This is a genomic window from Sphingomonas arantia (genome assembly GCF_042682045.1).
GTDB classification, from domain to species: domain Bacteria; phylum Pseudomonadota; class Alphaproteobacteria; order Sphingomonadales; family Sphingomonadaceae; genus Sphingomonas_R; species Sphingomonas_R arantia.
Genome location: NZ_JBHUGS010000004.1, coordinates 213,624 through 236,736, shown reverse-complemented (window position 1 = coordinate 236,736; position 23,113 = coordinate 213,624). Strand labels below are relative to the sequence as shown.

The 23,113-nt window shown below is 69.0% G+C and carries 17 protein-coding genes and 1 tRNA gene; 11 read left to right on the top strand and 7 right to left on the bottom strand.

Features of this window, described 5'->3' with window-relative positions:
• Positions 1-6: 6 nt before the first annotated feature.
• Positions 7-1,137, bottom strand: a complete 1,131-nt coding sequence (locus tag ACFSGX_RS15055) for a glycosyltransferase (protein ID WP_380931132.1) — start codon at positions 1,135-1,137, stop codon at positions 7-9.
• A 300-nt stretch (positions 1,138-1,437) separates the two neighbouring features.
• Positions 1,438-2,301, bottom strand: coding sequence for an alpha/beta fold hydrolase (locus ACFSGX_RS15050; protein WP_380931131.1), 864 nt, complete (start codon positions 2,299-2,301; stop codon positions 1,438-1,440).
• 50 nt (positions 2,302-2,351) lie between these two features.
• On the opposite strand from ACFSGX_RS15050, the gene ACFSGX_RS15045 reads away from it, so the two are divergent.
• The 5 genes from ACFSGX_RS15045 to cysK all read left to right on the top strand — a co-directional run bounded on the left by ACFSGX_RS15045 (position 2,352) and on the right by cysK (position 8,442).
• Positions 2,352-3,740 carry a protein adenylyltransferase SelO family protein gene (locus ACFSGX_RS15045; RefSeq protein ID WP_380931130.1) on the top strand — a complete coding sequence of 463 codons (1,389 nt, stop codon included), beginning with the start codon at positions 2,352-2,354 and terminating at the stop codon, positions 3,738-3,740.
• A 46-nt stretch (positions 3,741-3,786) separates the two neighbouring features.
• Complete coding sequence (gene astD / locus ACFSGX_RS15040; protein WP_380931129.1) at positions 3,787-5,199, top strand: succinylglutamate-semialdehyde dehydrogenase; 1,413 nt, start codon at positions 3,787-3,789, stop codon at positions 5,197-5,199.
• Between the two features lie 81 nt (positions 5,200-5,280).
• Positions 5,281-6,102, top strand: coding sequence for an alpha/beta fold hydrolase (locus ACFSGX_RS15035; protein WP_380931128.1), 822 nt, complete (start codon positions 5,281-5,283; stop codon positions 6,100-6,102).
• 124 nt (positions 6,103-6,226) lie between these two features.
• On the top strand, positions 6,227-7,525 hold the full coding sequence (locus ACFSGX_RS15030) for an MFS transporter (protein WP_380931127.1): 1,299 nt from the start codon (positions 6,227-6,229) through the stop codon (positions 7,523-7,525).
• Entirely contained in the window at positions 7,522-8,442 is a 921-nt protein-coding gene (cysK, locus tag ACFSGX_RS15025; RefSeq protein WP_157177766.1) for a cysteine synthase A, read from the top strand. The genes ACFSGX_RS15030 and cysK overlap by 4 nt, the downstream gene beginning before the upstream one ends.
• Before the next feature lie 84 nt (positions 8,443-8,526).
• Here the strand turns inward: cysK and ACFSGX_RS15020 are convergent, their stop codons facing one another.
• Entirely contained in the window at positions 8,527-9,378 is an 852-nt protein-coding gene (locus tag ACFSGX_RS15020) for an HpcH/HpaI aldolase/citrate lyase family protein (protein ID WP_380931126.1), read from the bottom strand.
• Positions 9,379-9,455: 77 nt separating this feature from the next.
• Between ACFSGX_RS15020 and ACFSGX_RS15015 the strand changes: the two genes are divergently transcribed.
• The 6 genes from ACFSGX_RS15015 (at position 9,456) to ACFSGX_RS14990 (ending at position 15,241) form a co-directional block, all read left to right on the top strand.
• Positions 9,456-10,346, top strand: coding sequence for a hypothetical protein (locus ACFSGX_RS15015; protein WP_380931125.1), 891 nt, complete (start codon positions 9,456-9,458; stop codon positions 10,344-10,346).
• Positions 10,347-10,396: 50 nt separating this feature from the next.
• Positions 10,397-10,472: transfer RNA gene (locus ACFSGX_RS15010), tRNA-Thr, on the top strand.
• A gap of 342 nt (positions 10,473-10,814) precedes the next feature.
• Complete coding sequence (locus ACFSGX_RS15005) at positions 10,815-11,438, top strand: hypothetical protein (protein ID WP_380931124.1); 624 nt, start codon at positions 10,815-10,817, stop codon at positions 11,436-11,438.
• 19 nt (positions 11,439-11,457) lie between these two features.
• Positions 11,458-11,943 (top strand): hypothetical protein, encoded by a 486-nt coding sequence (locus ACFSGX_RS15000; RefSeq protein ID WP_380931123.1) that lies wholly within the window; start codon positions 11,458-11,460, stop codon positions 11,941-11,943.
• Positions 11,944-11,955: 12 nt separating this feature from the next.
• On the top strand, positions 11,956-14,520 hold the full coding sequence (locus ACFSGX_RS14995) for a TcfC E-set like domain-containing protein (protein ID WP_380931122.1): 2,565 nt from the start codon (positions 11,956-11,958) through the stop codon (positions 14,518-14,520).
• A gap of 13 nt (positions 14,521-14,533) precedes the next feature.
• Positions 14,534-15,241 carry a fimbrial biogenesis chaperone gene (locus ACFSGX_RS14990; RefSeq protein ID WP_380931121.1) on the top strand — a complete coding sequence of 236 codons (708 nt, stop codon included), beginning with the start codon at positions 14,534-14,536 and terminating at the stop codon, positions 15,239-15,241.
• A gap of 22 nt (positions 15,242-15,263) precedes the next feature.
• On the opposite strand, the gene ACFSGX_RS14985 is transcribed toward ACFSGX_RS14990, so the two are convergent.
• The 4 genes from ACFSGX_RS14985 to ACFSGX_RS14970 form a co-directional block, all read right to left on the bottom strand.
• Positions 15,264-16,433, bottom strand: a complete 1,170-nt coding sequence (locus tag ACFSGX_RS14985) for a pyridoxal phosphate-dependent aminotransferase (RefSeq protein ID WP_380931120.1) — start codon at positions 16,431-16,433, stop codon at positions 15,264-15,266.
• 38 nt (positions 16,434-16,471) lie between these two features.
• Positions 16,472-17,698: a dipeptidase gene (locus tag ACFSGX_RS14980; protein WP_380931119.1), complete on the bottom strand. Its 1,227-nt coding sequence runs from the start codon at positions 17,696-17,698 to the stop codon at positions 16,472-16,474.
• Positions 17,699-17,751: 53 nt separating this feature from the next.
• On the bottom strand, positions 17,752-19,542 hold the full coding sequence (locus tag ACFSGX_RS14975) for a CIA30 family protein (protein ID WP_380931118.1): 1,791 nt from the start codon (positions 19,540-19,542) through the stop codon (positions 17,752-17,754).
• Between the two features lie 64 nt (positions 19,543-19,606).
• Complete coding sequence (locus tag ACFSGX_RS14970; RefSeq protein ID WP_380931117.1) at positions 19,607-23,014, bottom strand: TonB-dependent receptor plug domain-containing protein; 3,408 nt, start codon at positions 23,012-23,014, stop codon at positions 19,607-19,609.
• Between the last annotated feature and the right edge of the window lie 99 nt (positions 23,015-23,113).

Here is a 23,113-nt window from a genome sequence, read left to right as displayed (position 1 = left end):
GTGACCTCAGCCGAACGCATCCGGCCGCCCGATCGCACCGCCATACAGCGCGCGGTAAGCCGCAATCATCTGGTTCTCGTCAAAGGATTTTTCCGCCACCGCCCGGTTCGCGCGGCCGATCTCCCGACGCAGCCCCTCGTCCGCCACCAGCCCGCCCAGGGCGTCTGCCAAAGCCGGATTGGGCTCCGTCACGACGTACGGCCGGTTCGGCACAGAAACCATCGAAGCGACATCCCCCACCGCCGGTGCGACCACGGCGAGCCCGGCGGCCATCGCCTCCAGCACCGAGATCGGAAACTGCTCGCTCTCGGACGACAGCGCGAACAGGTCGAAATGTCCCAGCACCGCCGCCGGCCGCGAATGGAACCCGGCAAGATGCACCCGATCACCGATCCCCAGCCGCACCGCCTCCGCCAGGATCGCCCCGCGCTCCGGCCCCTCGCCGACGATCAGCAATCGCACATGCCCCGGCAACGCCGCCACCGCCCGCACCAGCCGCGGCAGATCCTTCACCGCGCGCAACCCGGCGATCGTCCCGACCACCACATCGCCCGGCCGCCGCTCGAACCCCGCCAACGGCTCCGGCGCTCCGCCATACTCGCCGACCGCAATCCCGTTCGCGATCCGCCGCACGCGCGCCGCCGGCTGCCGCCACACGTCGACCGCGATCCGCTCCAGCCGCTGCGACGGCACGACCAGCGCCGCGACAGTCGGCAACCCCGCCCGCCGAAACCAGACGCGCTTGGCCTTCTGCCCGTGCGTCTCGTCCGCGTTGAACCCGTCCTCATGATGCACGATCGGCGGCAGGCGCATCACCGGCGCGTACATCCGCCGCGCCATCACCCCATCCATCGCCCCCCAATTATAGGTGAGCACCAGATCATACCCCGCCATATACCGTGCCAGCCGCAGGTACCGCGCCGGCCCGGGCTTCCCCTGCAAAGACGGCGCATCCGTAGGGAACGTAACCTCGATATCAGGCGCGATCGCCGACCGCGCCCCCATTTCCCCCGGCATCGCACTCAGCACGGTATGCGTCGCGCGATCCCTGAACGCATTCATCAACCGCACCGCCCGAGCTTCCTTACCGCCCAGCGAAAAGGTGGAATGAAGATGAAGAATGCGAACGACTGTCATGCGCGCAAGGCTACCCCAGCAAAGTTAAGAACACAGCCCAGAGGCCATCAAAGCCCTCCCCCCACCCGGGGGAGGGTTGGGTGGGGGGCGTGGCACAATCCAACGGCGTCATGAACGAAACGTCACGACCCGCCACACCGCCACTCTCTCAAACACCCAAACCCCAAGCAAAGCCCCCCACCCCAACCCTCCCCCCGATGGGTGGAGGGAGCCAGAAGCCCGAACACAACAAAAGCCCCCCTCTCCCCTCGGGGAGAGGGCTGGGGAGAGGGGGAGTGGCTTGAGACGACCTCCTCTCAATCAGCCAGCCGCCAAAACCCGCCCCAACAACCGCAGTATTCCAGCCCGCGCCTCATCCTCATCCAAGGTCGGCGCATGCCCCACCTCCGGCACAGTCACGACCTCCAGCGAAGGCGCCCGCGCCGCCATATCCCCGGCGGTCTCTTCCGACAGCAGATCCGACAAAGCTCCCCGCACCAACAACAACGGCACAGACCCCAGTGCCGCAAACGCCGGCCACATATCCAACGCCCCCTCGTTCGGCACGCGCATCGGCTCGGCGATCGACATGTCGTAATCGAACACGATCCGCCCCGCGGGCGTCAGCCGGCACAGCCGCTTCGCCATCGCCACCCAGTCGCCGATCTGGAAGCGCGGGAACGCCGCCCCGTTGGTCTCCGCAATCGCACGCGCCGCATGAAGCCACGTCGGGAAGCTGTTGTTTTTCCCCACATAACCCTTGATCCGCGCCATCCCCACCGGGTCCAGCACCGGCCCGATATCGTTCAGCACCGCACCAGCAATCCGCCCGCCCCCGGTCGCCGCGAGCAGCATCGTCAGGATCCCACCCAGCGACGTCCCCACCGCCACGAACCGCTCCAGCCCCAGCGTCTCGATCAACGCCTCCAGGTCCTGCAGGTACACCAGCGGCACATAACTCATCGGGTCGCGCGCATAACCGCTGTCCGCCCGCCCCCGCAGCGACACGCAGATCACCCGCCATTCCGGTGAAAGTACCGCTGCCAACCCCTCGAAATCGCGCGCATTTCTGGTCAGCCCGGGGATGCACAGGATCGGCGGCTTGGCCGCATCGCCGGCATAGTCGCGGTAATGCAGCCGGATCCCGTCCTTCGACCACCAATATCCGTCCGTCCACGCCGTCATGCCGATACCCTTCACTTGCGCCGCCCGACGCCCCGCCCCCATATCCGCGCATGAGCTTGCCACCGCAACCCGCCGCCTATCGCCCCGAACGGACGATCCTGACGCTGCCCGACACGCTGTACGATCCGGTGCAGGCGGCCGATTTCCCCGAGACGATCCTGCGGTTCCGCAACGACGCGCACGCCGCCACCATCGGCCTCGCCGATCTCGACGACACCGCCTGGGCGCGCCACTTCGGCCGGTTCGCGCCGCTCCCCGACTCGCTCGAACAGCCGCTGGCGCTGCGCTATCACGGCCACCAGTTCCGCCACTACAACTCCGATCTGGGCGACGGCCGCGGCTTCCTCTTCGCGCAGGTCCGCGACGGCGCAAACCGGCTGCTCGACCTCGGCACCAAGGGCTCCGGCACCACCCCCTGGAGCCGCTCCGGCGACGGCCGCCTGACGCTCAAGGGCGGCGTCCGCGAAATCCTCGCCACCGAAATGCTCGAGGCACTCGGCGTCCACACCTCGAAAACGCTCTCGCTGATCGAGACCGGCGAGGCGCTCCACCGCGGCGACGAACCCTCGCCCACCCGCTCCGCCGTCATGGTCCGGCTCAGCCACGGCCATATCCGGATCGGCTCGTTCCAGCGGCTCGCCACGCTCGGCGATGCGGACACCATGCGCGCACTCGTCAACTACTGCCTCACCGAACTCTACGGTGAGACGCCCGGCGACGAGCCCGAGGCACAGCTCCTCGCCCATGTCGCGCGCGGCACGGCCCGGCTGGCGGCGTCCTACATGGCAGCCGGCTTCGTCCACGGCGTGCTCAACACCGACAATATCGCCATCACGACGGAAAGTTTCGACTACGGCCCGTGGCGTTTCGCCCCGCTCTGGAAATCGGACTTCACCGCCGCCTATTTCGACCATCAGGGGCTCTACGCGTTCGGCCGCCAGCCCGCGGCGATCCACTGGAACGTCGTGCAACTCGCCATCGCGCTCCGCACGCTTGCGTCGGCCGAGGCACTCGCCCCGATGGTCGACCTCTACTCGCCCGCCTACGAAGCCGCCTTCCGCACCGCGATCCTCGCCCGGCTCGGCGTCCGGCCGCAGAGCGAGGACCAGGACTTCGCGTTGCTCGGCGCAATGGAAACCGCGCTCGCCGAAACCGACACGCCGATCGACCGCTTCTTCTTCGACTGGCGCGGCGGCCGGCTGCGCACCGCGACGCAGGCCTATACCGACCCGCGCTTCGCCGCTTTCGCCGAGATCGCGGCGACCTACGAACCGACCACTCCGCTCGATCACCCCTACTGGTCCGACGCCGCGCCCTGCGGCATGCCGATCGAGGAGGTCGAGGCGCTCTGGGCGCCGATCGCCGCGGACGACGACTGGGCGCCGCTCTACGCCAAGATCGCCGCGATCCGCCGCATGGGCGAGGCACTCCGCGCATGACCCGACACTTGCCACCCGTGATGCACGCGATCAGAATGCCGTCAGCATGACGACGCCCTTCCATTCGACCGAACCGGCGACCGGCGCGCCGGTGTGGAGCGGCCCCGCCGCCGATGTCGATGCGGAGGTCGCGATCGTTCGCGCCGGCTGGACCGAATGGGCCGCCCGCCCGCTCACCGTCCGCGTCGAAACGCTGCGCCGCTTCGCCAACACCGTCCGCACCCGCGCCGAACCGTTCGCCGACCTCATCGCTCGCGAAACCGGCAAGCCGATGTGGGAGGCGCGGACCGAGGTCGACAGCGTCATCGCAAAGGTCGACATCTCCGCCGCCGCCTATTCAGATCGCACGCCGCAACGCCGGATGGAGGGCGCGATGGGCGCACGCATCGCGGTTCGGCACAAGCCGCACGGCGTGATGGCGGTGCTGGGGCCGTTCAACTTCCCCGCGCATCTGCCCAACGGCCACATCGTCCCCGCGTTGATCGCCGGCAACGCCGTGCTGTTCAAACCGTCGGAGAAGACCCCCGCGGTCGGCGCCTATCTCGTCGATTGCCTCCACGCCGCGGGCGTCCCGCAGTCAGTCGTGCGCTGCGTCCAGGGCGGACCCGACACCGGCCGCGCGCTGGCCGCGCATGACGGCATCGACGGGCTGCTGTTCACCGGCTCCGCCACCGCCGGCGCCGCACTCCACCGCCAATTCGGCGAGACGCCGCACAAGTTGCTCGCGCTCGAACTCGGCGGCAACAACCCGCTCGTCGTATGGGACACGCCCGACATCTATTCCGCCGCCGTCATCGCGGTGCAGTCCGCCTATCTTTCCGCCGGCCAACGCTGCACCGCCGCCCGCCGGCTGATCGTACGCGACGGCGCACACGAGGCGCTGCTCGACCAGATCGGCCGGCTGATCGATCGCATCATCGTCGATCATCCGCACGCCGTCCCCGCGCCGTTCATGGGTCCCGTCATCGACAACGATGCCGCCGACCGGGTGCAGGACGCCTTCCTCGACCTCATCCTCGCCGGCGGACGCCCGCTGAAGCAACTCGTCCGCCCGGACCCGGACCGCCCATTCCTCACCCCCGCGCTGATCGACGTCACGACGGTCGCCGACCGCCCCGACGCGGAAATCTTCGGCCCGGTGCTGCAGGTCATCCGCGTCGCCGATTTCGACGCCGCGATCGCGGAGGCGAACGCCACCCGCTTCGGCCTGTCCGCCGCGTTGATCAGCGGCGCGCCGGAGCTTTACGATCGCTTCTGGGCCAACACCCGCGCCGGCATCGTCAACTGGAACCGCCCAACCAACGGCGCGCCGTCCAAGGCCCCGTTCGGCGGCGTCGGGCTGTCCGGCAACCATCGCCCGACCGCCTATTACGCCGCCGACTATTGCGCCTACCCGGTCGTCTCGTCGGAGGCGGAACAGCCGCGCGCCTCGCTCGGCATCGGCCTGCGCGACGCCTGACGCCCCCCTGACGCGTCGAGCGCAGGCAACCCCCGCCCCGCCCCCGCGTTCATGGGCGCAATCCCCGGACGGAGCACACTCATGCCAACGATCAAGACGCAGGACGGCACTGAACTCTATGTGAAGGATTGGGGAAGCGGCCGTCCGGTCATTCTCCTGCACGGCTGGCCACTTACGGCCGACAGTTGGGACGAACATGCGCTTGCGCTGGCCAATGCCGGCCATCGCGTGATCTTCTACGACCGACGCGGTTTCGGCCGCTCGACGCAGCCTTGGACCGGTTACGACTACGACACGCTCGCCGACGATCTGGCGACCGTGATCGACCAGACCGGCGCGCAGGACGCCACACTCGTCGGCTTCTCGATGGGCGGCGGCGAAGTCGCACGCTACATGTCGCGCCACGCCGGCAAGGGCATCGTCCAGGCCGGCCTGATCGCCTCGGTCGCGCCCTACATGCTCAAGGACGACAGCAACCCGCACGGCGTCGACGGTTCCGTGTTCGACGGAATGAAGGCCGGCATCCTGAAGGACCGCCCGAACTTCATGGCGACCTTCGCGCAGTCCTTCTACGGCGTCGGCTGGATCTCCAGCCCGGTCAGCCAGGACGTGCTCGACGATTTCTCGCGCCAGGCTCTGATGGCCGGCCTCAAGGGCACGCTCGATTGCGTTGACGCGTTCGGCCGCACCGACTTCCGCGGCGATCTGGCGGCGATTACCGTCCCCACGCTCGTCGTCCACGGCACGTCGGACAGCACCGTCCCGATCGACCCGTCCGGCCGCGCCGCCGCCGCGGGCATCGCGCAGGCCCAGATGATCGAATATGCCGGCGCGCCGCACGGCTTGAACGTAACGGAAAAAGATCGTCTTACGAGTGACTTGCTGGCGTTCGCAAAGAACTGATCCCAACTCAAACCGAGTGCCGTCCGCGTTTCGTGTGGGGACGCGGACGGCGAATATCTCGTCTTTCAGCCGACAAACCCGTACCCGCTTGCCGGGCCGGGCCCGCAACGCCTAGGTACGTCGCGTGAGCAGCCAGCCGACCAAACCGCCGCATCCCTTCACCTTCCCGGACTATCGTTCCTATCTCGTCGCGCGCTTTTCCAGCACGCTGGCGCAGAACGGCATGGTCGTGGTCATCGGGTGGCAGGTCTACGACATCGCCCGTCGCACGATGGATCTGAAGGACGCCGCCTTCCAGCTCGGCCTGATCGGCGTCGCGCAGTTCCTGCCTCTACTTCTCCTCACCCTCGTCGTCGGCTGGACCGCGGACCGCATCGACCGCCGCTGGATCGCACGCTGCGCCGTGCTGCTGGAGGCAAGCTGCGCCATCGCGCTCGCCGGTCTCGCCTGGACCGACAGGACCACCCTCCCCGCGTTGTTCGGCATCGCCGCCCTCCTTGGCGTCGCCCGCGCCTTCGCCGGCCCGGCGTTGAGCGCACTAGCCCCGAACCTCGTCCCCCCCGCCTCGCTGCCCACCGCCATCGCGCTGTCGTCGATCGCGTGGCAGTCGGGCGGCATCGTCGGCCCCGCGGCGGGCGGCTACCTCTACGCGCACAGCCACTGGCTGCCCTTCGCCTGCGCCGCCGCGCTGTTCCTCGTCTCGTTCGTCGGGCTCATGACGATCGGCCCGATCGCCCGCACCGCGCTCGATCGCCGCGCCAATCCCTGGCGGCAGATGATCGACGGCCTCCATTATGTCCGCCACAACCGCATCGTGTTCGGCGCGATCTCGCTCGATCTGTTCGCCGTCCTGCTCGGCGGGGCGACCGCGATGCTCCCGATCTACGCGCGCGACGTGCTCGATGTCGGCGCGGAAGGCCTCGGCCACCTGCGCGCCGCCCCCGCCTTTGGGGCCGCCGCCACCGCGCTCTGGTTCTCGTTTCGCCCGCTGAAGAGCGAGGTCGGCGTCAAGATGCTGATCGCGGTCGGTGTGTTCGGCGCCGCCACCGTCGTGTTCGGCCTGTCGCGCAACGTCGCGCTGTCCCTGCTCTGCCTCGCGGTGCTGGGCGTCGCCGACATGTTCTCGGTCTATGTCCGCCAATCGCTGATCCAGCTGTCGACCCCCAACGACATGCGCGGCCGGGTCGGTGCCGTCTCGTCGCTCTTCGTCTCGGGCTCGAACGAACTGGGCGAGGCCGAGTCCGGCTTCCTCGCCGCGCTCATCGGCCCGGTCGCCGCGGTCGTGGCCGGCGGCGTCGGTGCGATCGGCATCGCTTTGCTCTGGTCGCGGCTCTTCCCCGAACTGCGCGCCGCGCGTACCTTCACGCCCCCCGCCCGGCTCGAAGATCCCCCGCTCACCCCCGCTCAGGAGACCCAGTCATGATCGCCGACAGCATCCTTTCGACCATCGGCCGCACGCCCCACGTCCGCGTCTCGCGGCTGTTCCCGGACGCGCAGGTCTGGATCAAGTCGGAACGCTCCAACCCCGGCGGGTCGATCAAGGACCGCATCGCGCTCGCCATGATCGAGGCGGCGGAGGCCGACGGCCGGCTGAAGCCCGGCGGCACGATCGTCGAGCCGACCAGCGGCAACACCGGCATCGGCCTTGCCATGGTCGCCGCGGTGAAGGGCTACACGCTCGTCCTGGTCATGCCGGAGTCGATGTCGATCGAACGGCGCCGCCTCATGCTCGCCTATGGCGCCACCTTCGACCTGACGCCCAAGGAACGCGGCATGAAGGGGGCGATCGAACGCGCGCTCGAAATCGTCGCCGAAACGCCCAACAGCTGGATGCCGCAGCAGTTCGAGAACCCTGCCAACATCGACGTGCATGTCACGACGACCGCTGAAGAAATCCTCGCCGACTTCCGCGACATGCCGCTCGACGCGATCATCACCGGCGTCGGCACCGGCGGCCACATCACCGGCGTGGCGGAGGTGCTGCGCAAGCACTGGCCCGACCTGAAGGTCTTCGCGGTCGAACCGACGCTGTCGCCCGTCATCTCAGGCGGCCAGCCCGGCCCGCATGCGATCCAGGGCATCGGCGCGGGCTTCATCCCCGCCAACCTCCACACCGATCTGCTGACCGGCGTGATCCAGGTCGACCCCGCCGCCGCCAAGGCGATGGCGCTCCGCTCGGCATCGGAAGAAGGCATGCTCGTCGGCATCTCGTCCGGCGCCACGCTCCAGGCGATCGCGCAGAAGCTTCCCGAACTCGGCCCCGACGCGCGCATCCTCGGCTTCAACTACGACACCGGCGAACGCTATCTCTCCGTCCCGGATTTCCTGCCGGAACAGTGAGTTAGGCGAACACCCTCAAAATCCCGTCATCCCGGACCTGATCCGAGATCCCGCTTCTTCCAACCGACCGAGCGGGGCCCCGGCTCAAGTCCGGGGCGACGAGACCTCCAGCATCGCCACCACATCGAGCAACGCCCGCGCCTCCGCCAGATGCAGTCGCTCCACCATCCGCCCATCCACCCGGATCACGCCGACACCCTCCTGCCCCTCGAAAGCCTCCACCACCCGCCGAGCCCAAGCCACCTCATCCGCCGCCGGACTAAACGCCGCGTTACACGCCGCGATCTGTGCGGGATGGATCAACGTCTTGCCATCGAACCCCAGCGCCGCACCCTGCGCACATTGCCGCGCCAGCCCGTCCGCATCGTCGATCGCATTATGCACCCCGTCGAGCACCACCAGCCCGAACGCCCGCGCCGCCGCCACCGTCATCGCCAGCATGCCGCCAAACGCGGTCCGCTCGGTATCGAGCCGCGCCCGCATCTCCTTCGCCAGGTCGTTCGTGCCCAGCACCAGCGCCCCCAGCCCCGGCGCGGACGCGATCGCCTCCAGCCGCAGCACCGACTTCGCGGTCTCGACCATCGCCCACAACGCGACCCCATCCGCCACCCGCGTGCGATAGGCGGCGACGTCGTCCGCCCCATTCACCTTTGGCACCAGCACCGCATCCGGCGCCACCGTCGCCAGCGCATCCAGATCGTCCGCCCCCCAAGGCGTCGCCAGCCCGTTCACCCGCACCACCAGCTCGCGCGCGCCGAACCCGCCGTCGCGCACCGCCGCCACCGCCTGTGCCCGCGCCGTCCCCTTCGCATCGGGCGCGACCGCATCCTCCAGGTCCAGGATCACGACGTCGCACGGCAACCCGCGCGCCTTCTCGATCGCCCGCGCGTTGGATGCGGGCAGGTACAGCGCACTGCGGCGTGGACGGACGATCATCAGGACCTCGCTTCTCGAACCGCCATCGCCTAACCCGACTATCCCGACGCAGCAATCCGCCGCCCCCGAAAGCCCCGATGCCGCCACGCCGCTTCACCCGTTTCGCCGCGTTCGACTGGTCCGGCCGCGCCATCGCCCGCCCGCCCGGCATCACGCTGGCCGAGTGCGGCACGGGCGACGCCGCTCCGATCCTGATCGCCCCCGACCGCGGCTGGTCGCGCCCCGCCGCGCTCGACTGGCTGCTCGCACAGGCGGAGGCGAAAACCGACCTCCTTGTCGGCATCGATTTCTCCCCCGCGCTGCCGCACGCGGACCAGGGCGCCTACTTCCCCGACTGGTCCGAAACCCCTTCGGACGCCCGCGGTCTCTGGGCGCTCGTCGACCAACTCTGCGCCAACGAACCGCACCTCTCCGCCTCGACCTTCACCGACCACATCGAAACCGCCCGCCACTTCCGCCATGCCACGGCCGGCGCGATCGTCCGCGGCGACCGGTTCGAGGGCAGCATGGGCCGCCTCCGCGTCGTCGAACGCCGCTGCCGCGCGCTCAAACTCGGCAACGCGGTCAGCTGCTTCAACCTGATCGGCGCGTCGCAGGTCGGCAAATCGAGCCTCACCGGCATGCGCCTGCTCCACACGCTCGCCGGCCGCGTGCCGATCTGGCCATTCGACCCGGTCCCCGCCCACGGCCCGCTGATCGTCGAGATCTACACCACCATCGCCGCCCGCGCCGCCGGCCTCACGAGCAGCCGCACCAAGCTCCGCGACGGCCCCACGCTCGACGCCGCACTCGCGAACCTAGCCACCAAACCTCACACCACGCTGGCGCGCTACGACGACCACGCCACCGACGCACTGCTCACCGCCGCCTGGCTCCGCCACGTCGCCGCCGACGCCGAACTCTGGACCCCCGCTGGCCTCGACCCCGCACTGGCCGCCACCGAAGGCTGGACCTTCGGCATCCCGTGAAGCCGCGCCCTCTTGCCGCGAACGCGCGCGCAAGGCATGGATGCGCCGTGGCCGGGTTAGCTCAGCTGGTAGAGCAACCGCCTTGTAAGCGGTAGGTCGTCGGTTCGAGTCCGACACTCGGCACCACCCCCCGCAACATCACCGGCGACCCGATCGTTCGTCCGATTCAAGCCACCGGCGCCTGCCTGGCAACAATCCGGCCGCGCGCGCCCTCGCCCGGTCCGTCGTCTCACGACGGCGACAATTACCCAGCCGAAGCAAGTTCGACTAAAGTCATGAACGGCGCAGAGGTTCCGCCCGCCCGTTCGTCCTTTGGTATAACCACACTACGAGTTTTACACTTTGTTAATTTGAAAAAGCGAATGAGTTCGTACCGCAAGACAGTACAGAAGACGGACGTTCGCAACTTCGCAAGAATAGTCCCGTCCTTTCTGCTGCCTTGCTCTTCCAAAGGATAGGCGCGTCGTTATGGCACACACAACCGGACTGAACGAAACCCGCATCGCCGCCCGGCACGGCGGGCGCGCGACGCCAGTCCTGGCGCGGCTGCGCACGACGGCCCGCGCCGGGTCCGTGGCGCTGGCCTGCATGGGCGCGGTGATCGCCGCCCCGGTGTCCGCCGCAACGCAGGGATCGCTCGGCGCCACCTCGACCGGCAGCATCCAGATCAGCGTTTCGGTGCCCAGCCGCGTGCAGATCACCGGCCTCAGCGACATCACCCTCGCCAACGTCGAACCCAACACCCCGGCGATCAGCTCGCAGAACAACTGCGTCTGGAGCAACACCGCGACCAAGGGCTACACCATCACCGCGACCGGCAGCGGTGCGTCCGGCGCCTTCACGCTGGCCTCCGGCGTCCTCCCGCCCGTCGCCTATGATGTGCAGTGGAACCAGGCGTCGGGCCAGACCGCCGGAACGACGCTGACCCCCGGCACCGTGTCCACCGGCTACGTCTCGACCGCGCTCATCCCCGGTTGCGCCACGGGGTCCAGCTCCAGCATGACCGTCACCATCGCCACGGCACAGCTTCAGACGATGCCGTCGCTCACCAACTACACCGGTACGCTGACGCTGCTCGTCAACCCGGCCTGAGGGATCGGCGGGCGGCATCATGACGCTCCCGCACACCGTCCTTGCCTGCGCGCTGCTCCTGATCGGACTGTCATGGCCGGGTACGGGCAACGCGCAGCAGGTGCGGATCAGCCGGCTGTCCGACTACAGCTTCACGATCACCAACGTGTCGCAGAACATCAGTCTCAGCAGGAACGCCTGCATCTCGGCGACGAGCCTGAGCGGGCGTTACGGCATCCGCGCGACCGGTGGCGGCACGGCGGGCGCGTTCACGCTGGCCGGCCCCGCCGCGGTACTGCCCTATGACGTCCAGTGGAACGACCGGGCGGACCAGACGTCCGGCACCGCGCTCGTTCCCGGCGTGACGCGCTCCGGCCTCACGACGAACGGGCTCGGCCTGAACCTCGCCTGCGCGCTCGGCAATGACTCGGCCAGCCTGATCCTCACGCTGCGCTCGGGCGATCTCAGCCGGGCGACCGCAGGTGCCTATAGCGGTACGCTGACGCTGCTGATCGCGGCGGAATAGCGCCGGTCGTTCATGGCCCGGCGTCCTCGACCGACCGCGCGTCCGATCTCCGCCCGCCCGGTCACGCTGGCGATGCTCGCCCTGTGTCCGGCGACGACCGCGCCCGCCGCCACCCCGGCCGCCCCCTCGCTGTTCCGGGTCGGTGCGCCGGCCGGCTTCGACACGCTGCTCGCGCCGCAGGAAACCGTCGTCGACGTCTATTCCGGCGGCCGCCCGCTCGGCCAGGCGCGGGTCCGGTTCAGCTCCGGCCGGGTGACCTTCCTCGACGTCGACACCCTCCTCGCGCTCGTCCCCGATCTGATCGATCCCACAACCGCACGCGCCGCGCTGGCCCAACCCGATCTCGACTCGCACGCCGGGCTGATCTGCCCCGCCGACGCCGACGCCGCCACCTGCGGCACGCTCAAACCCGCCGACGCCGGCGTCATCTTCGACGCGGCGCGCTTCCGGATCGACCTGTTCTTCCACCCGCGCCTGCTCGCCGTCCACCGCGCCGGCGAGCGGCGCTACCTGCCCACCCCTGACGCAAGGCTTTCGCTGATCGACCAGATCGGCGGCACGATCGCCGGCAGCGGCGGCTTCGTCGACTACACGATCCAGAACCGCGCGATCGTGGCACTCGGCAATGCGCGGGTCCGCAACGACCTGTCCTACTCCTCCTATTACGGCCTCGTCGCCGATACGCTCGCGGCCGAACTCGACACGCGCGACTATCGCTATTCCGCCGGCGTACTCTGGGCGCCCGGCATCGACCTCACCGGGCGGCGCAAGCTGCTCGGCGTCGGCGTGCAGAGTCAGATCGATACAAGGCTCGATCGCACGCTGATCGCCGGCAGCCCGCTCGTCGTCTCGCTCGCGCTGCGGTCGCGCGTCGATATCCTGCGCGACGGCCGCCTGCTGACGTCGCGGACCTACGAGCCTGGAAACCAGTCGCTCGACACGGCGAGCCTGCCCGATGGCGCCTACGAACTCGTGCTCCATATCGTCGAGGCGGGCGGCGCCACCCGCGACGAACGGCGTTTCTTCACCAAGAACGCCGCGATCGCCGCGATCGGCGATCCGATCGTCTTCGGCTATGCCGGCGTGCTGGCCAACGACCGCCGCGGCCGGCTCGTCGCCCCATCGCGCACGCTGTTCTACGAAGCCGGAATCGCTCGCCGCTTCACGCCGCAACTGGCACTCGATGCGACGCTGATGGGCACGAACCGCACCGCGCTGCTCGAAATCGGCGGCTACTGGCTCGGCCCGGTGGCGCAACTGCGGACCGCGGGGCTTGTCTCGGTCCGCGGCCAGACCGGCGTGCTAATTCAGGCCGCGTCGTCCGGCACGGCGGGCCTCACCTATACGTTCGACCTGCGCCGCGTCTGGAGCCGCCGGGGGCGCGACTTGATCCCGATCATGGACGGCATCCTCGACCGCCCCGGCCTCGTCACGCCCGACCGCGCGCAATTCGCTGCAGGCGCCTTCACGCAATTCTACGGCACGATCAGCTACTCGCTGCCGCGTGGTCAGGCGGGCCTCAGCGGCTTCTACCGCCGCGATGCCCGCGCCGGCCAGTCCTACGGCATCGGCCCCAGCGCATCGGTCCCGCTGGTCCAGCGCGGCGGGTTCCAGCTGATGCTCCGCGCGGACGCCACGCTCACCAATCGCGGCCACTCCGCCTATGTCGGCATCAGCCTGCAACGCCTGCGCGGCGCCACGTCGCTCGCCGCGACGGGCGGCTTCCGCGCAAACAAGGGCGACGAAGCGAGCACCGCCGCCACCGCGGTCGGCGGCATCGCCGCATCGTGGCAAAAGGACAATGTGCTCGGCGGCGACCTGTCGGCGTCCGGCGGCCTGGAACGCGAGGTCTACGGCACGCTCGCCCGCGCGCATGCCGATCTGCGGACCGGGGTCGGATCGCTGTTCGCCGACGTGGCGCAGCCGATCGGCGGCAACAACGGCTCGACCCAGTACAGCCTCAGCTTCCAGACCAGCGCCGCCGCGGTCGGCGGGAACCTCGTCATGCAGGGTCGCGATCGTCACGACAGCGTGATCGTCGTCCAGGTCAGCGACAGCGCCAGCGACGCCGCGCACCCGCCCGCCAGCCCGGCCCCGTTCGAGGTGCTGGTCGACAACGCCGCGCGCGGCATCGTCCGGGCGGGCGGAACGCTGTCCGTCGCGGTCCCGGCCTACCGCCAATATGCGGTGCGCCTCCGCCCGGTCGGCGAGGAACTGATCCGGCTCGACGGCGGCATGCGGCAGGTCAGCGTCTATCCCGGTACCGTCGCGCGCGTCGCCTGGTCGGCCTCGCGCGTCACCGCCATGTTCGGCCGGATCGTCTGGCCAGACGGATCGCCGGTGGCCGACGCCGCGATCACCACGACCGGCGCGATCGGCAGCACCGATGTGGCGGGCTATTTCCAGGTCGAGGCCGCATCGAATGCGGTTCTCGACGTCCGTTCGTCGGATGGGCGCCGCTGCCGCATTGCGGTCCGCGCCGGCCCGGCGAAGGAAGGCTATGCCGCACTCGGGAGTCTTACCTGCCGGCCCGCCGCCGCCGGGCTGCGACCGGCCGATACGAAACCAGATCAATGACGGGGGAACAGGTATGACGATGAAGTACGGTCCGCGGCGGCGCTACCGCCTTCTCATGCTGGCCGGCGCGGCGCTCGGCCTCATGGCCGCCCCCGCCGGTGCGGAGCTTGTGCTGAGCCAGGTCGTGCTCGATCTCATGCCCGCCGGTCCGCCACGTGCGGATGTCGAGGCGTTCAACAATGGCGAGGAGCGCATGTACGTCGTCGCCGAACCGGCCAGCATCCTCGACCCCGGCACACCGCAGGAGCGCCGCGTCGCCAGTAACGATCCCGCGGCCAGCGGGCTGCTCGTCACCCCGCAGAAGATGATCCTCGAACCGGGCGAGCGGAAGCTGATCCGCATCGCCGCCATCCTGCCGCGCAGCCCGCGCGACCGGATCTACCGCGTAACCGTGAAGCCCGTCGTCGGCGAACTCGCGGTGTCCGGATCGGCGTTGAAGGTGCTGGTCGGCTACGACATGCTCGTCATCGTCCGCCCCGCCGTCCTGACCGACACCATCACCGCCCGCCGCGCCGGCACCACCATGACGCTCACCAACGCCGGCAGCACGAGCGTGGAGCTGTACCGCGGCCGCCAGTGCGACGCGGCCGGCGCCGACTGCCGCGACCTGCCGGCCAAGCGCCTCTACGCCGGTGCCGACTGGCAGCAACCGATCGACCCCGCCCGCCCCGTGGACTATCTGGTCAAGAGCGGTACGACCGTGAAACCGATGCGCTTCTGACCGGCACTCCCGCGCCGGCGCGTCAGGCCAGCACCTTGTCCAGCGCGACGCAGAACGCCTTCATCTCCGCGGCCGATCCCACCGTCACCCGCGATACGGTCGGCCAGATCGGCCACGACCGCCCGATCTCCACGCTTTGCGCGCGGAACGCGGTCTGCGCGTCCTTGGCCGATCGCGTCTTCCAATCGATCATGAACATGTTCGCATTGGTCGGCTTCACCGCGACCCGCCGCGCGCGCAGGTGGTCGAGCGCGATCCCCCGCGCCTCCTCCATCTCGGTCCGTCGCGCGGCGATCAGCGGGGCTGCGGTCAGGCTCGCCGTCGCGCAGGCCAGCGACGGCAGCGGCAACGCGCCGGACTGCATCCCGCCGTCATAGCGCATCATCTTCGCCAGCAGGTCCGGCCGCGCCATCGTGAAGCCCATCCGCATCCCCGCCATGCCGAAGATCTTCGAAAACGTCCGCAACACGATCACGTCGCGGCCCTGCGCCACCAGCGGCGACGCCACCGGCACGCCCGCGAAATGCGTATAGGCCTCGTCGACCAGCACCACCGAACCGGCCGGCTTGTTGGCGATCAGCCAGGCAATGTCGGCAACCGGCGTGGTCGTCCCCGTCGGATTGTTCGGCGTGCAGACATAATAGACCCCGGCATTCGGGTCCGCCGCCAGCATCGCGCGGACATCGTGCGCATAATCCGCCCTCAACGGCACGCGCTTGACCGGCGCGCCCAGCCAGTCCGCCGTCCGCCCGGCCAGTTCGAACGTCGGGTCCGCGGTCACCAGCCCGCGCTGCGGCGAACAGAAGCTCACGATCGCCCGCGACAGCGGATCGCTCGATCCCGGCCACGGCGCAATATGGTCATAGGGCACGCCCTCGACCGCCATCACCGCCTTCAGGAAATCGTTGCGCTCGTCGTGCGGGGCATAGCGGTTGCTGCTCGCGACGATCTTCTGCGCCGCGCGCTGACCCGGCAGCAGCGGCCCGGCCCAGCATTCGTTCGATCCGATCCGCACCTTCGCGGTCGGCGCCGGATCGGGGACGCCGCCCGACGCCCAGGCCGGCCGCCCGAACGCGGCGGCGACCGCGCCCGCTCCGAAAACGCTCCCCACCCGCGCCAGCTGGCGCCGCGTGTAACCACGGTCGAGCAAATCGTCGCGGGCTTCCTCGGGCAGCACGGTCGCTTCGGTCATGGCATTATCCTCGCTCGGGGACAGAGATGGACGGAGCATCAGCCGGTCACCGGGATCACCGGCTTCACCCCCGGTTCGGCCCGCCGCTGCGCCTCGTCGAGCACGCGCAACGCGTTGCCGCCCCAGACCTTCGCCACGTCGGCCGCGCTGAACCCGCGGGCCAGCAACGCCGCGCTGACCTTCGGATAATCGGACACGTCGTCGAACCCCTCGACCCCGCCGCCGCCATCGAAATCGCCGCTCATCCCGACATGGTCGATCCCGGCCACCGCGATCGCGTGGAACAGGTGCTTCATCACGTCGTCGAACCGCGCCTTCGGCACCGGCCATCGCGCGTCGATCGCCTTGCGCCCCGCCAGCACCTTGCGCCGATCGGCATCGGTTGCCTTGGCGGGGTCGATCCCCGTCATCAGCGCCTTGATGGCCGCCTCGCGCTCGGCGATCTTCGGCTGCGGCACCATATATCCGTTGAACGCATTGACCTGCACCACGCCGCCTTTCGCCGCGAGCAGCCGCAGGTCCGCGTCGCTCACGTTGCGCGGATGGTCGAACACCCCGCGCACGCCCGAATGCGACAGGATGATCGGGGCCTTCGACTGCGCGATCATCTGGCGCAGCGCCAGGTCCGAACTGTGCGACGCGTCGATCACGATCCCCAGCCGGTTCGCCTCCGCGACGAACGCACGCCCCGTCTCGCTCAGCCCGTTCCATTCGGGCTTGTCGGTCGCGCTGTCCGCCAGGTCGTTGTCCCGGAAATGCACCGGGCTCATCATCGTCACGCCCAGCCGCTGGAACGTCCGCATCAGCGTCAGGTCCGCCTCGAACGGGTACCCGTTCTCCATGCTCATGAACACGAACCGCTTGCGCGCCGCCACCGCCGCGCGTGCCTCGGCCGAGGTCGTCGTCAGCCGGAACACGTCCGGGTGCGCGGCGACCATCTCGCGGATCTGCACCGCGCGGACCAGCGCCGCGTCGCGCGCCGCCCGGTCGCCCTCCGGCGTCCGCGGCCCCTGCGCGGTGTAGATCGCGAAGAACCCGCCATCGACACCGCCCTCTACCATCCGCGGCACGTCGACCTGGTCGCCCGTCGTCGCCACGTCGTGACGGTCCATGATGCTCCACCCGGCCCGCCCCAGATTGGCCGGCGTGTCGAAATGCGTATCGAGCACGATCGCGCGGTCATGCACCGCACGCGCCGTCCTGGGATCGGGCGCCGCGCCGACGATCAGCGGCACGGCAAACAGAATGGCAACGATCCTACGCATCAGTCCCCCCAATCGAGTTTCGTGACCATTCCGAACGGCATTTCGGGTGTCGGTCAATAGAAGCGGACATTGTCGATCTGCATCCAGATCCGCTCGCCTGGATCGCGCGTCGCGCCGAGTTCGACCTGGACGATGCCGTCCGCGGTCCACGGCGTGCCTGCGCGTTTACCCATCGCGACGGGTTTCAACGCGCTGAACGGCACGTCGACCGTCGTCCACCCGCTCGCGGCCTTGACTGGCGCGGTCCAGCTGCGACCGAACCCGTTCAGCTTCAGCGCGTAGGCGCCGTCGCCGCGAATATCGACGCGCACGCCGGTATAGCCGCGCAGATCGACGCCCTGCACCGATCCGCGCGTCAGCGGGATGGCGACGCCGGCATAGGGGTCCTCCTTGATGCTCAGCTTGGCCGAGACGGACAATGCGTGCCCGCCATCGTCGCGCGGCACGACCTGCGAGATTTCCAGCGACCGGTCCATCCCGCCGTCCGGCGTTTCGAGCCGCAGCGTATCGAGCGACGATCGCTGGTCGGCGCGCTCGAAATCGTCGACCAGCCGCCCGATCGTCACCGACGCAAGCTGCGTGCGCAGGTTCGCGGCGGGCAGCGCGGGCGCCCCGGTGCCATAGACCGGCCTGCCGTCGATCAGCACCTGCGACACCTTGTGGACATCGGCGATCCGGTCCCACGGCTTGCCGTCGATCAGGACGATGTCGGCGCGCTGGCCCGGCGCGATCGTGCCACGGTCGCCGTCCTGATGCATGATCCGGGCACTGGCCGATGTCGCGGCGACGAGCGCCTGCGTCGGGGTCAACCCGGCCTGCACCAGCAGCTCCATCTCGCGCAGCGTCGACCGGCCGTGCGGCGTCCCCGGCATCCCGGCATCGGTGCCGAGCCCGACCCGGACGCCCGCATCGTACATCGTCTTCACATTCTTCAGCGCATAGCCGAACTTGACGAAGCGCGGCGCGACCTTCGGATCGGTGCGGTCGAGCGGCGGGCTGCCGGGCTTGTTCGGTTCATAGACCGCCAGCGTCGGGGCCAGCGCCATCTTCGACGCGGAGATGTCGAACAGCGCCTTGGGATCCAGTTCGCGATCCTGAAGACCGTGGGCCAGCGCATCCACACCGGCCCGCGCCGCGATCGCACCGCGATCGACCGTCACGGTATGGGTCAGAACCTCCAGCCCCTCCTTGTGCGCCGCATCGGTCAGCGCGCGCAGCGTCCACTCGTCCATGCTCGTATTGTCGGGCGACAGGCCGTAACGCCACCCGTCGGTGAACGCCTTGATCAGGTCGGGCTGGTACGGCTTCAGCTTCGCGATCGCGGCGCGCGCGGCGTCCGGCGTGTTGATCCAGATCGTCGTCGACTGGTCGCCCCAGTCCGCGCCATGCCCACCGGGCGTACTGATCCGCGCGGCGAAATTGACGTGCGGCGCGACCAGCGTCGACAACCAGGCACGGCGCGGCGCGTAGGATTCGGGCTGTTCGTGGAAATCGTTCACCGTCGTGACACCGGCGGCGACATAGGCGGTCGCGATCTGCGGCGTCGTCGCCGGGTTCCCCGCCGGCGTCCAGTGCGTGTGCAGGTCGTAGAAGCCGGGCAGCAGCGCCTTGCCCCGCGCGTCGATCACCGTCGCCCCCCGCGGCGGCGTCAGGCCCGCACCGACCTGCCGGATCCGGCCGTTCTCGATGATCACCGTCGCGGCGCGCGGCGCGGCCCCGGTGCCGTCGAACACCGTCGCCCCGACGATCGCGACCACTGCGCCCTTGGGTGCCGCACCGACGGGCGACGCCAGCACCACCGCGCCGGCCAGCAGCAGGGCGATACGGGTCCTACGTTCGGTCATCGGACGATCTCCTTCGCAACGGCAGGACGGGTGAAGTGGGCGACCCTCGACAGCGCGCACCGGATCAGAACCGGTGCCGGATGTTGGCGTACCAGTAACGCGCCACGGGCGTGTACAACGTGCCGAGATACCCGTCCGACGACAGCGACGGCTTCTCGTCGGTCAGGTTCCGCACGCCGACCCGCACGCTGGTCCCGTCCAGCGCCCCGCTGGTGAAGCGATAATCGACGTAGAGGTTACCGGTCACCTGATCGTCGACTACCCAGGGCGACCCCGCGGAATCGATCAGGTTGGTGTCCTCGACGCTGCCAATATAGGATGTGAAGCCGCCGACCGTCACATTGCCCAGCGACCAGGTGAGCGACCCCGACCATTTCCAGGCCGGCCGCCCGTTCTGGCGCTTCAGGTCGCCACCGCCGGTGATCGTCGTTCCCGCGTTGATCTCCCCCGCGTCACGCGCCGCCAGCAGTTCGGCGATGCCCGGCGAGGGATCCTGATAGAATTTGATCAGGTGCGCGACGTTGACCGACAGGTTGAAGCGACCGACGCTGGTTTCCGGCGTGCGGTAGATCAGGTTCAGGTCGAGCCCGCGCACCGTCTGCGGCAACAGGTTCACATACTGGTCCTTGACGAACAGCACCTGCCCCGCCGGCGTCAGTCCGGTCCCGGCGAACGCCGCGATATCGTCGCTCGTCACCGCCGCGCGGACGACATTGGGGTTGGTCTGCCCGGTCTGGCGCAGCAGATAGTCGAGGATCAGCGCGTTGCCCTCGCCGAAGATCCCGACCAGCCCGGTCTGCTTCACCTGCCAATAATCCGCGGTCAGCGTCAGATTGCCGAACCCGGTCGGCAACGGCGGTTCGATCACGGTGCCGAACGAGATCGTGTTGGCGCGTTCCGGGTCCAGGTCCGGATTGCCGGCCCGCTGCGCCGTCGTCAGCTGCGACCGGGCACAGTTGGAAAAGCTCGTGATCCGGCCGGCGCGCAGGTCCGCCTCGCAGAATGCGTAGTCGGTGCGCGTATTGCTGCGCGTGACGAGCGCCGCGTTGGTCTGTTCCAGGTTCGGCGCGCGGAACGACTTCGCCCACGACCCGCGCAGCCGGACGCCCTTGAACAGGTCCCACGCCCCCGCGACCTTCGGCACCGCGATGTCGCCGAAATCGCTGTAGCGCTCGAAACGCCCGGCCACCTGGAATTCCAGGCTGCGGATCAACGGCACGTCCATTTCGGGCGAGATCGCCGGGATCGCCAGTTCTCCGTAAGCGGAAAAGACCTCGCGGTGCCCCGCCGTATCGGGATTGATGCTCGAATTGACGAAATCGCCGTACACGACCTGCGTCGCTGGGTCGGTATAGGTGATCGTCCCGTCGATCCGCGGGTCGCGGTCGTCGAGCTGCGTTTCGCGCCGCGCCTCGATCCCGGCCGCGAATCCGACATCGCCACCGGGCAGCGTCAGAAGATCACGCCGCGACACGCGGAAATCGAACGTGCCGAGCGTCGACTTGGTATAGCGCACCAGCTTCTGGCGAAGACCGTCGATGACGGCCGCACTGTTCGGCGTCGCATCGCCGGTCGACGGGTTGTCGATCGTCCCGCCGTTGAAGACATTATACGCATCGGGTGTCGACTTGGCGAGCGATGCGGCCAGCGCGGTCAGCGAGATGTTATCGCTGACGTCCCGCACCGTCGCCTCGGAATAGCTCAGCGCCGATTCCCAGTTCCAGCCCGCATGTTCGCCGCGGAAGCCGATCAGGCCGCGCAGCTGCTGGTTCTTCACGTCGACGTCGATGTTGCCGAAATCGGTGAAGGCATAGCTGCGCACCGTGGCGGACAGCCCGGCGGCCGGAACGTTGGTGCCGGCCACGCGGTTCGGATTGATCGTGCCGTCGGCGAAGACCGCGGCACCGAACGGGTTCCAGTAATTGCTCGCCGGAACGGTGATCGGGATCGACGTCAGCGTCGAGATCGGACTCTGCTCCGCATGCGTCTTGCCGAGATAATAGCCACCCTCGAAGAACATCGTCGTGCTGTCGTCCAGGTCGTAATGACCGCTGGCGAACAGGTTCACGCGGTCCAGCCGGGGCAGGACCGACGTGCCCGCCGCCGCGGTATCCTGGCGAAGGTTGCGGTCCGCGCCCGCGGTCGCGATCGCGCCGTCGTCGATGCACAGGCCGTTGCCGATCCCCAGCTGACAGCTCGCGCTGGTCGTCGGCTGGATGTGGAACAGCCCCGACGAACTGGTGAGCGCGGTCGTGCCGCGGCGCACCGTCCCGAATGCCGCCGGCGTCTGCAACGATGCCCAGGGCGTCGTCGCGCTCCGCCCGTCGAGCGATGTCGCCCCCTCGAACCGGGTGCCCGCGAACAACGCGGTCCGGTTGGACGACGCGGTGTAGGACTGTTCGGTGGTGTCCAGCCCGGTGCCGTGGTCGTAGCTGGCGAACACCGTGATGTTCCCGCGACCTTCGGCGAAATTCTTGCCGAACACCCCGTTCGCGTTGACTTCGCGGAAACCGGTCCCCTCCCCGCCGCCATATTGCACCGACATGTCGCCGCCGTCGAAATCGGTCTTCAGCACGGTGTTGACGACGCCCGCCACCGCATCCGCGCCATAGATCGCCGCCGCCCCGTCGCGCAGCACCTCCAGCCGGTCGAGCCCGTTCACCGGGATGGCGTTGGTGTTGTAGCTCAGCACCGGCACCAGCTGCGTATTGGCCTGGCTCGTCGGATGCGTGACGACCCGCCGTCCGTTCAGCAGTACCAGCGTGTTGCCGATCCCCAGGTTGCGCAAGTTGACCGACCCCACGTCGCCGCGCGCCGAATTGCTGCTGCCCGGCAGATAACTACTGTTGAACGTCACGTCGCCGAACTGCGGCACCGATCGGAACAGTTCGTCGCCCGACACCGCACCGCTGGCCTCGATCTCGGCCGTCCCGATCACCGTCACGGGCAACGCGGCGTTGAGCTTGGCGCCCTTGATCTGCGACCCCACCACGACGATCTCGCTCTGCGGCGTCGCGTCCTCCGCCTCGCCCGCGGCCGGCGGCGGCGCGGGCGCGTCCTGCACCGCGAAACCCGATGGTTGCGCTGCCGATCTCAGACTCGCCGGCACCACCCCCGACGCCGGCGGACGGACCGTCAGCGCGACGACCTTCCCGTTGATCGCCGCGATCGTCAGCGGCGTATCCTTCAACAACATCCGCAGGACCGCGCTGCTCGAAAAACGGCCGGCGATCGGGTGCGACGTCACCGTGCCGACGCTCTGCGGGGGGAACAGCACGCGGTATCCGGACTGCTTCGAAAAGGCCTGCAACGCGCTGCCGACGGGCTGCGCCGGAATGTCGAACCGCATGTCCTGCGCCAGCGCCGGACTGGCGACGATCGTCGTCGCGATGACGAAACTGCTGGCGTGCGCGATCAGGCTCGCGCGTCCGCTCCGGTCGAACATCATTACCCCCTTGAAGTCGAGGAGCATTCGCTCCTTCAGGGGGTAGGACGGACGACGTCGACACAACCCCCAACTCTGCGGGAACCTTTTTAAGCTTTTGTGACTCGACAGCCGGCTACCGAGACG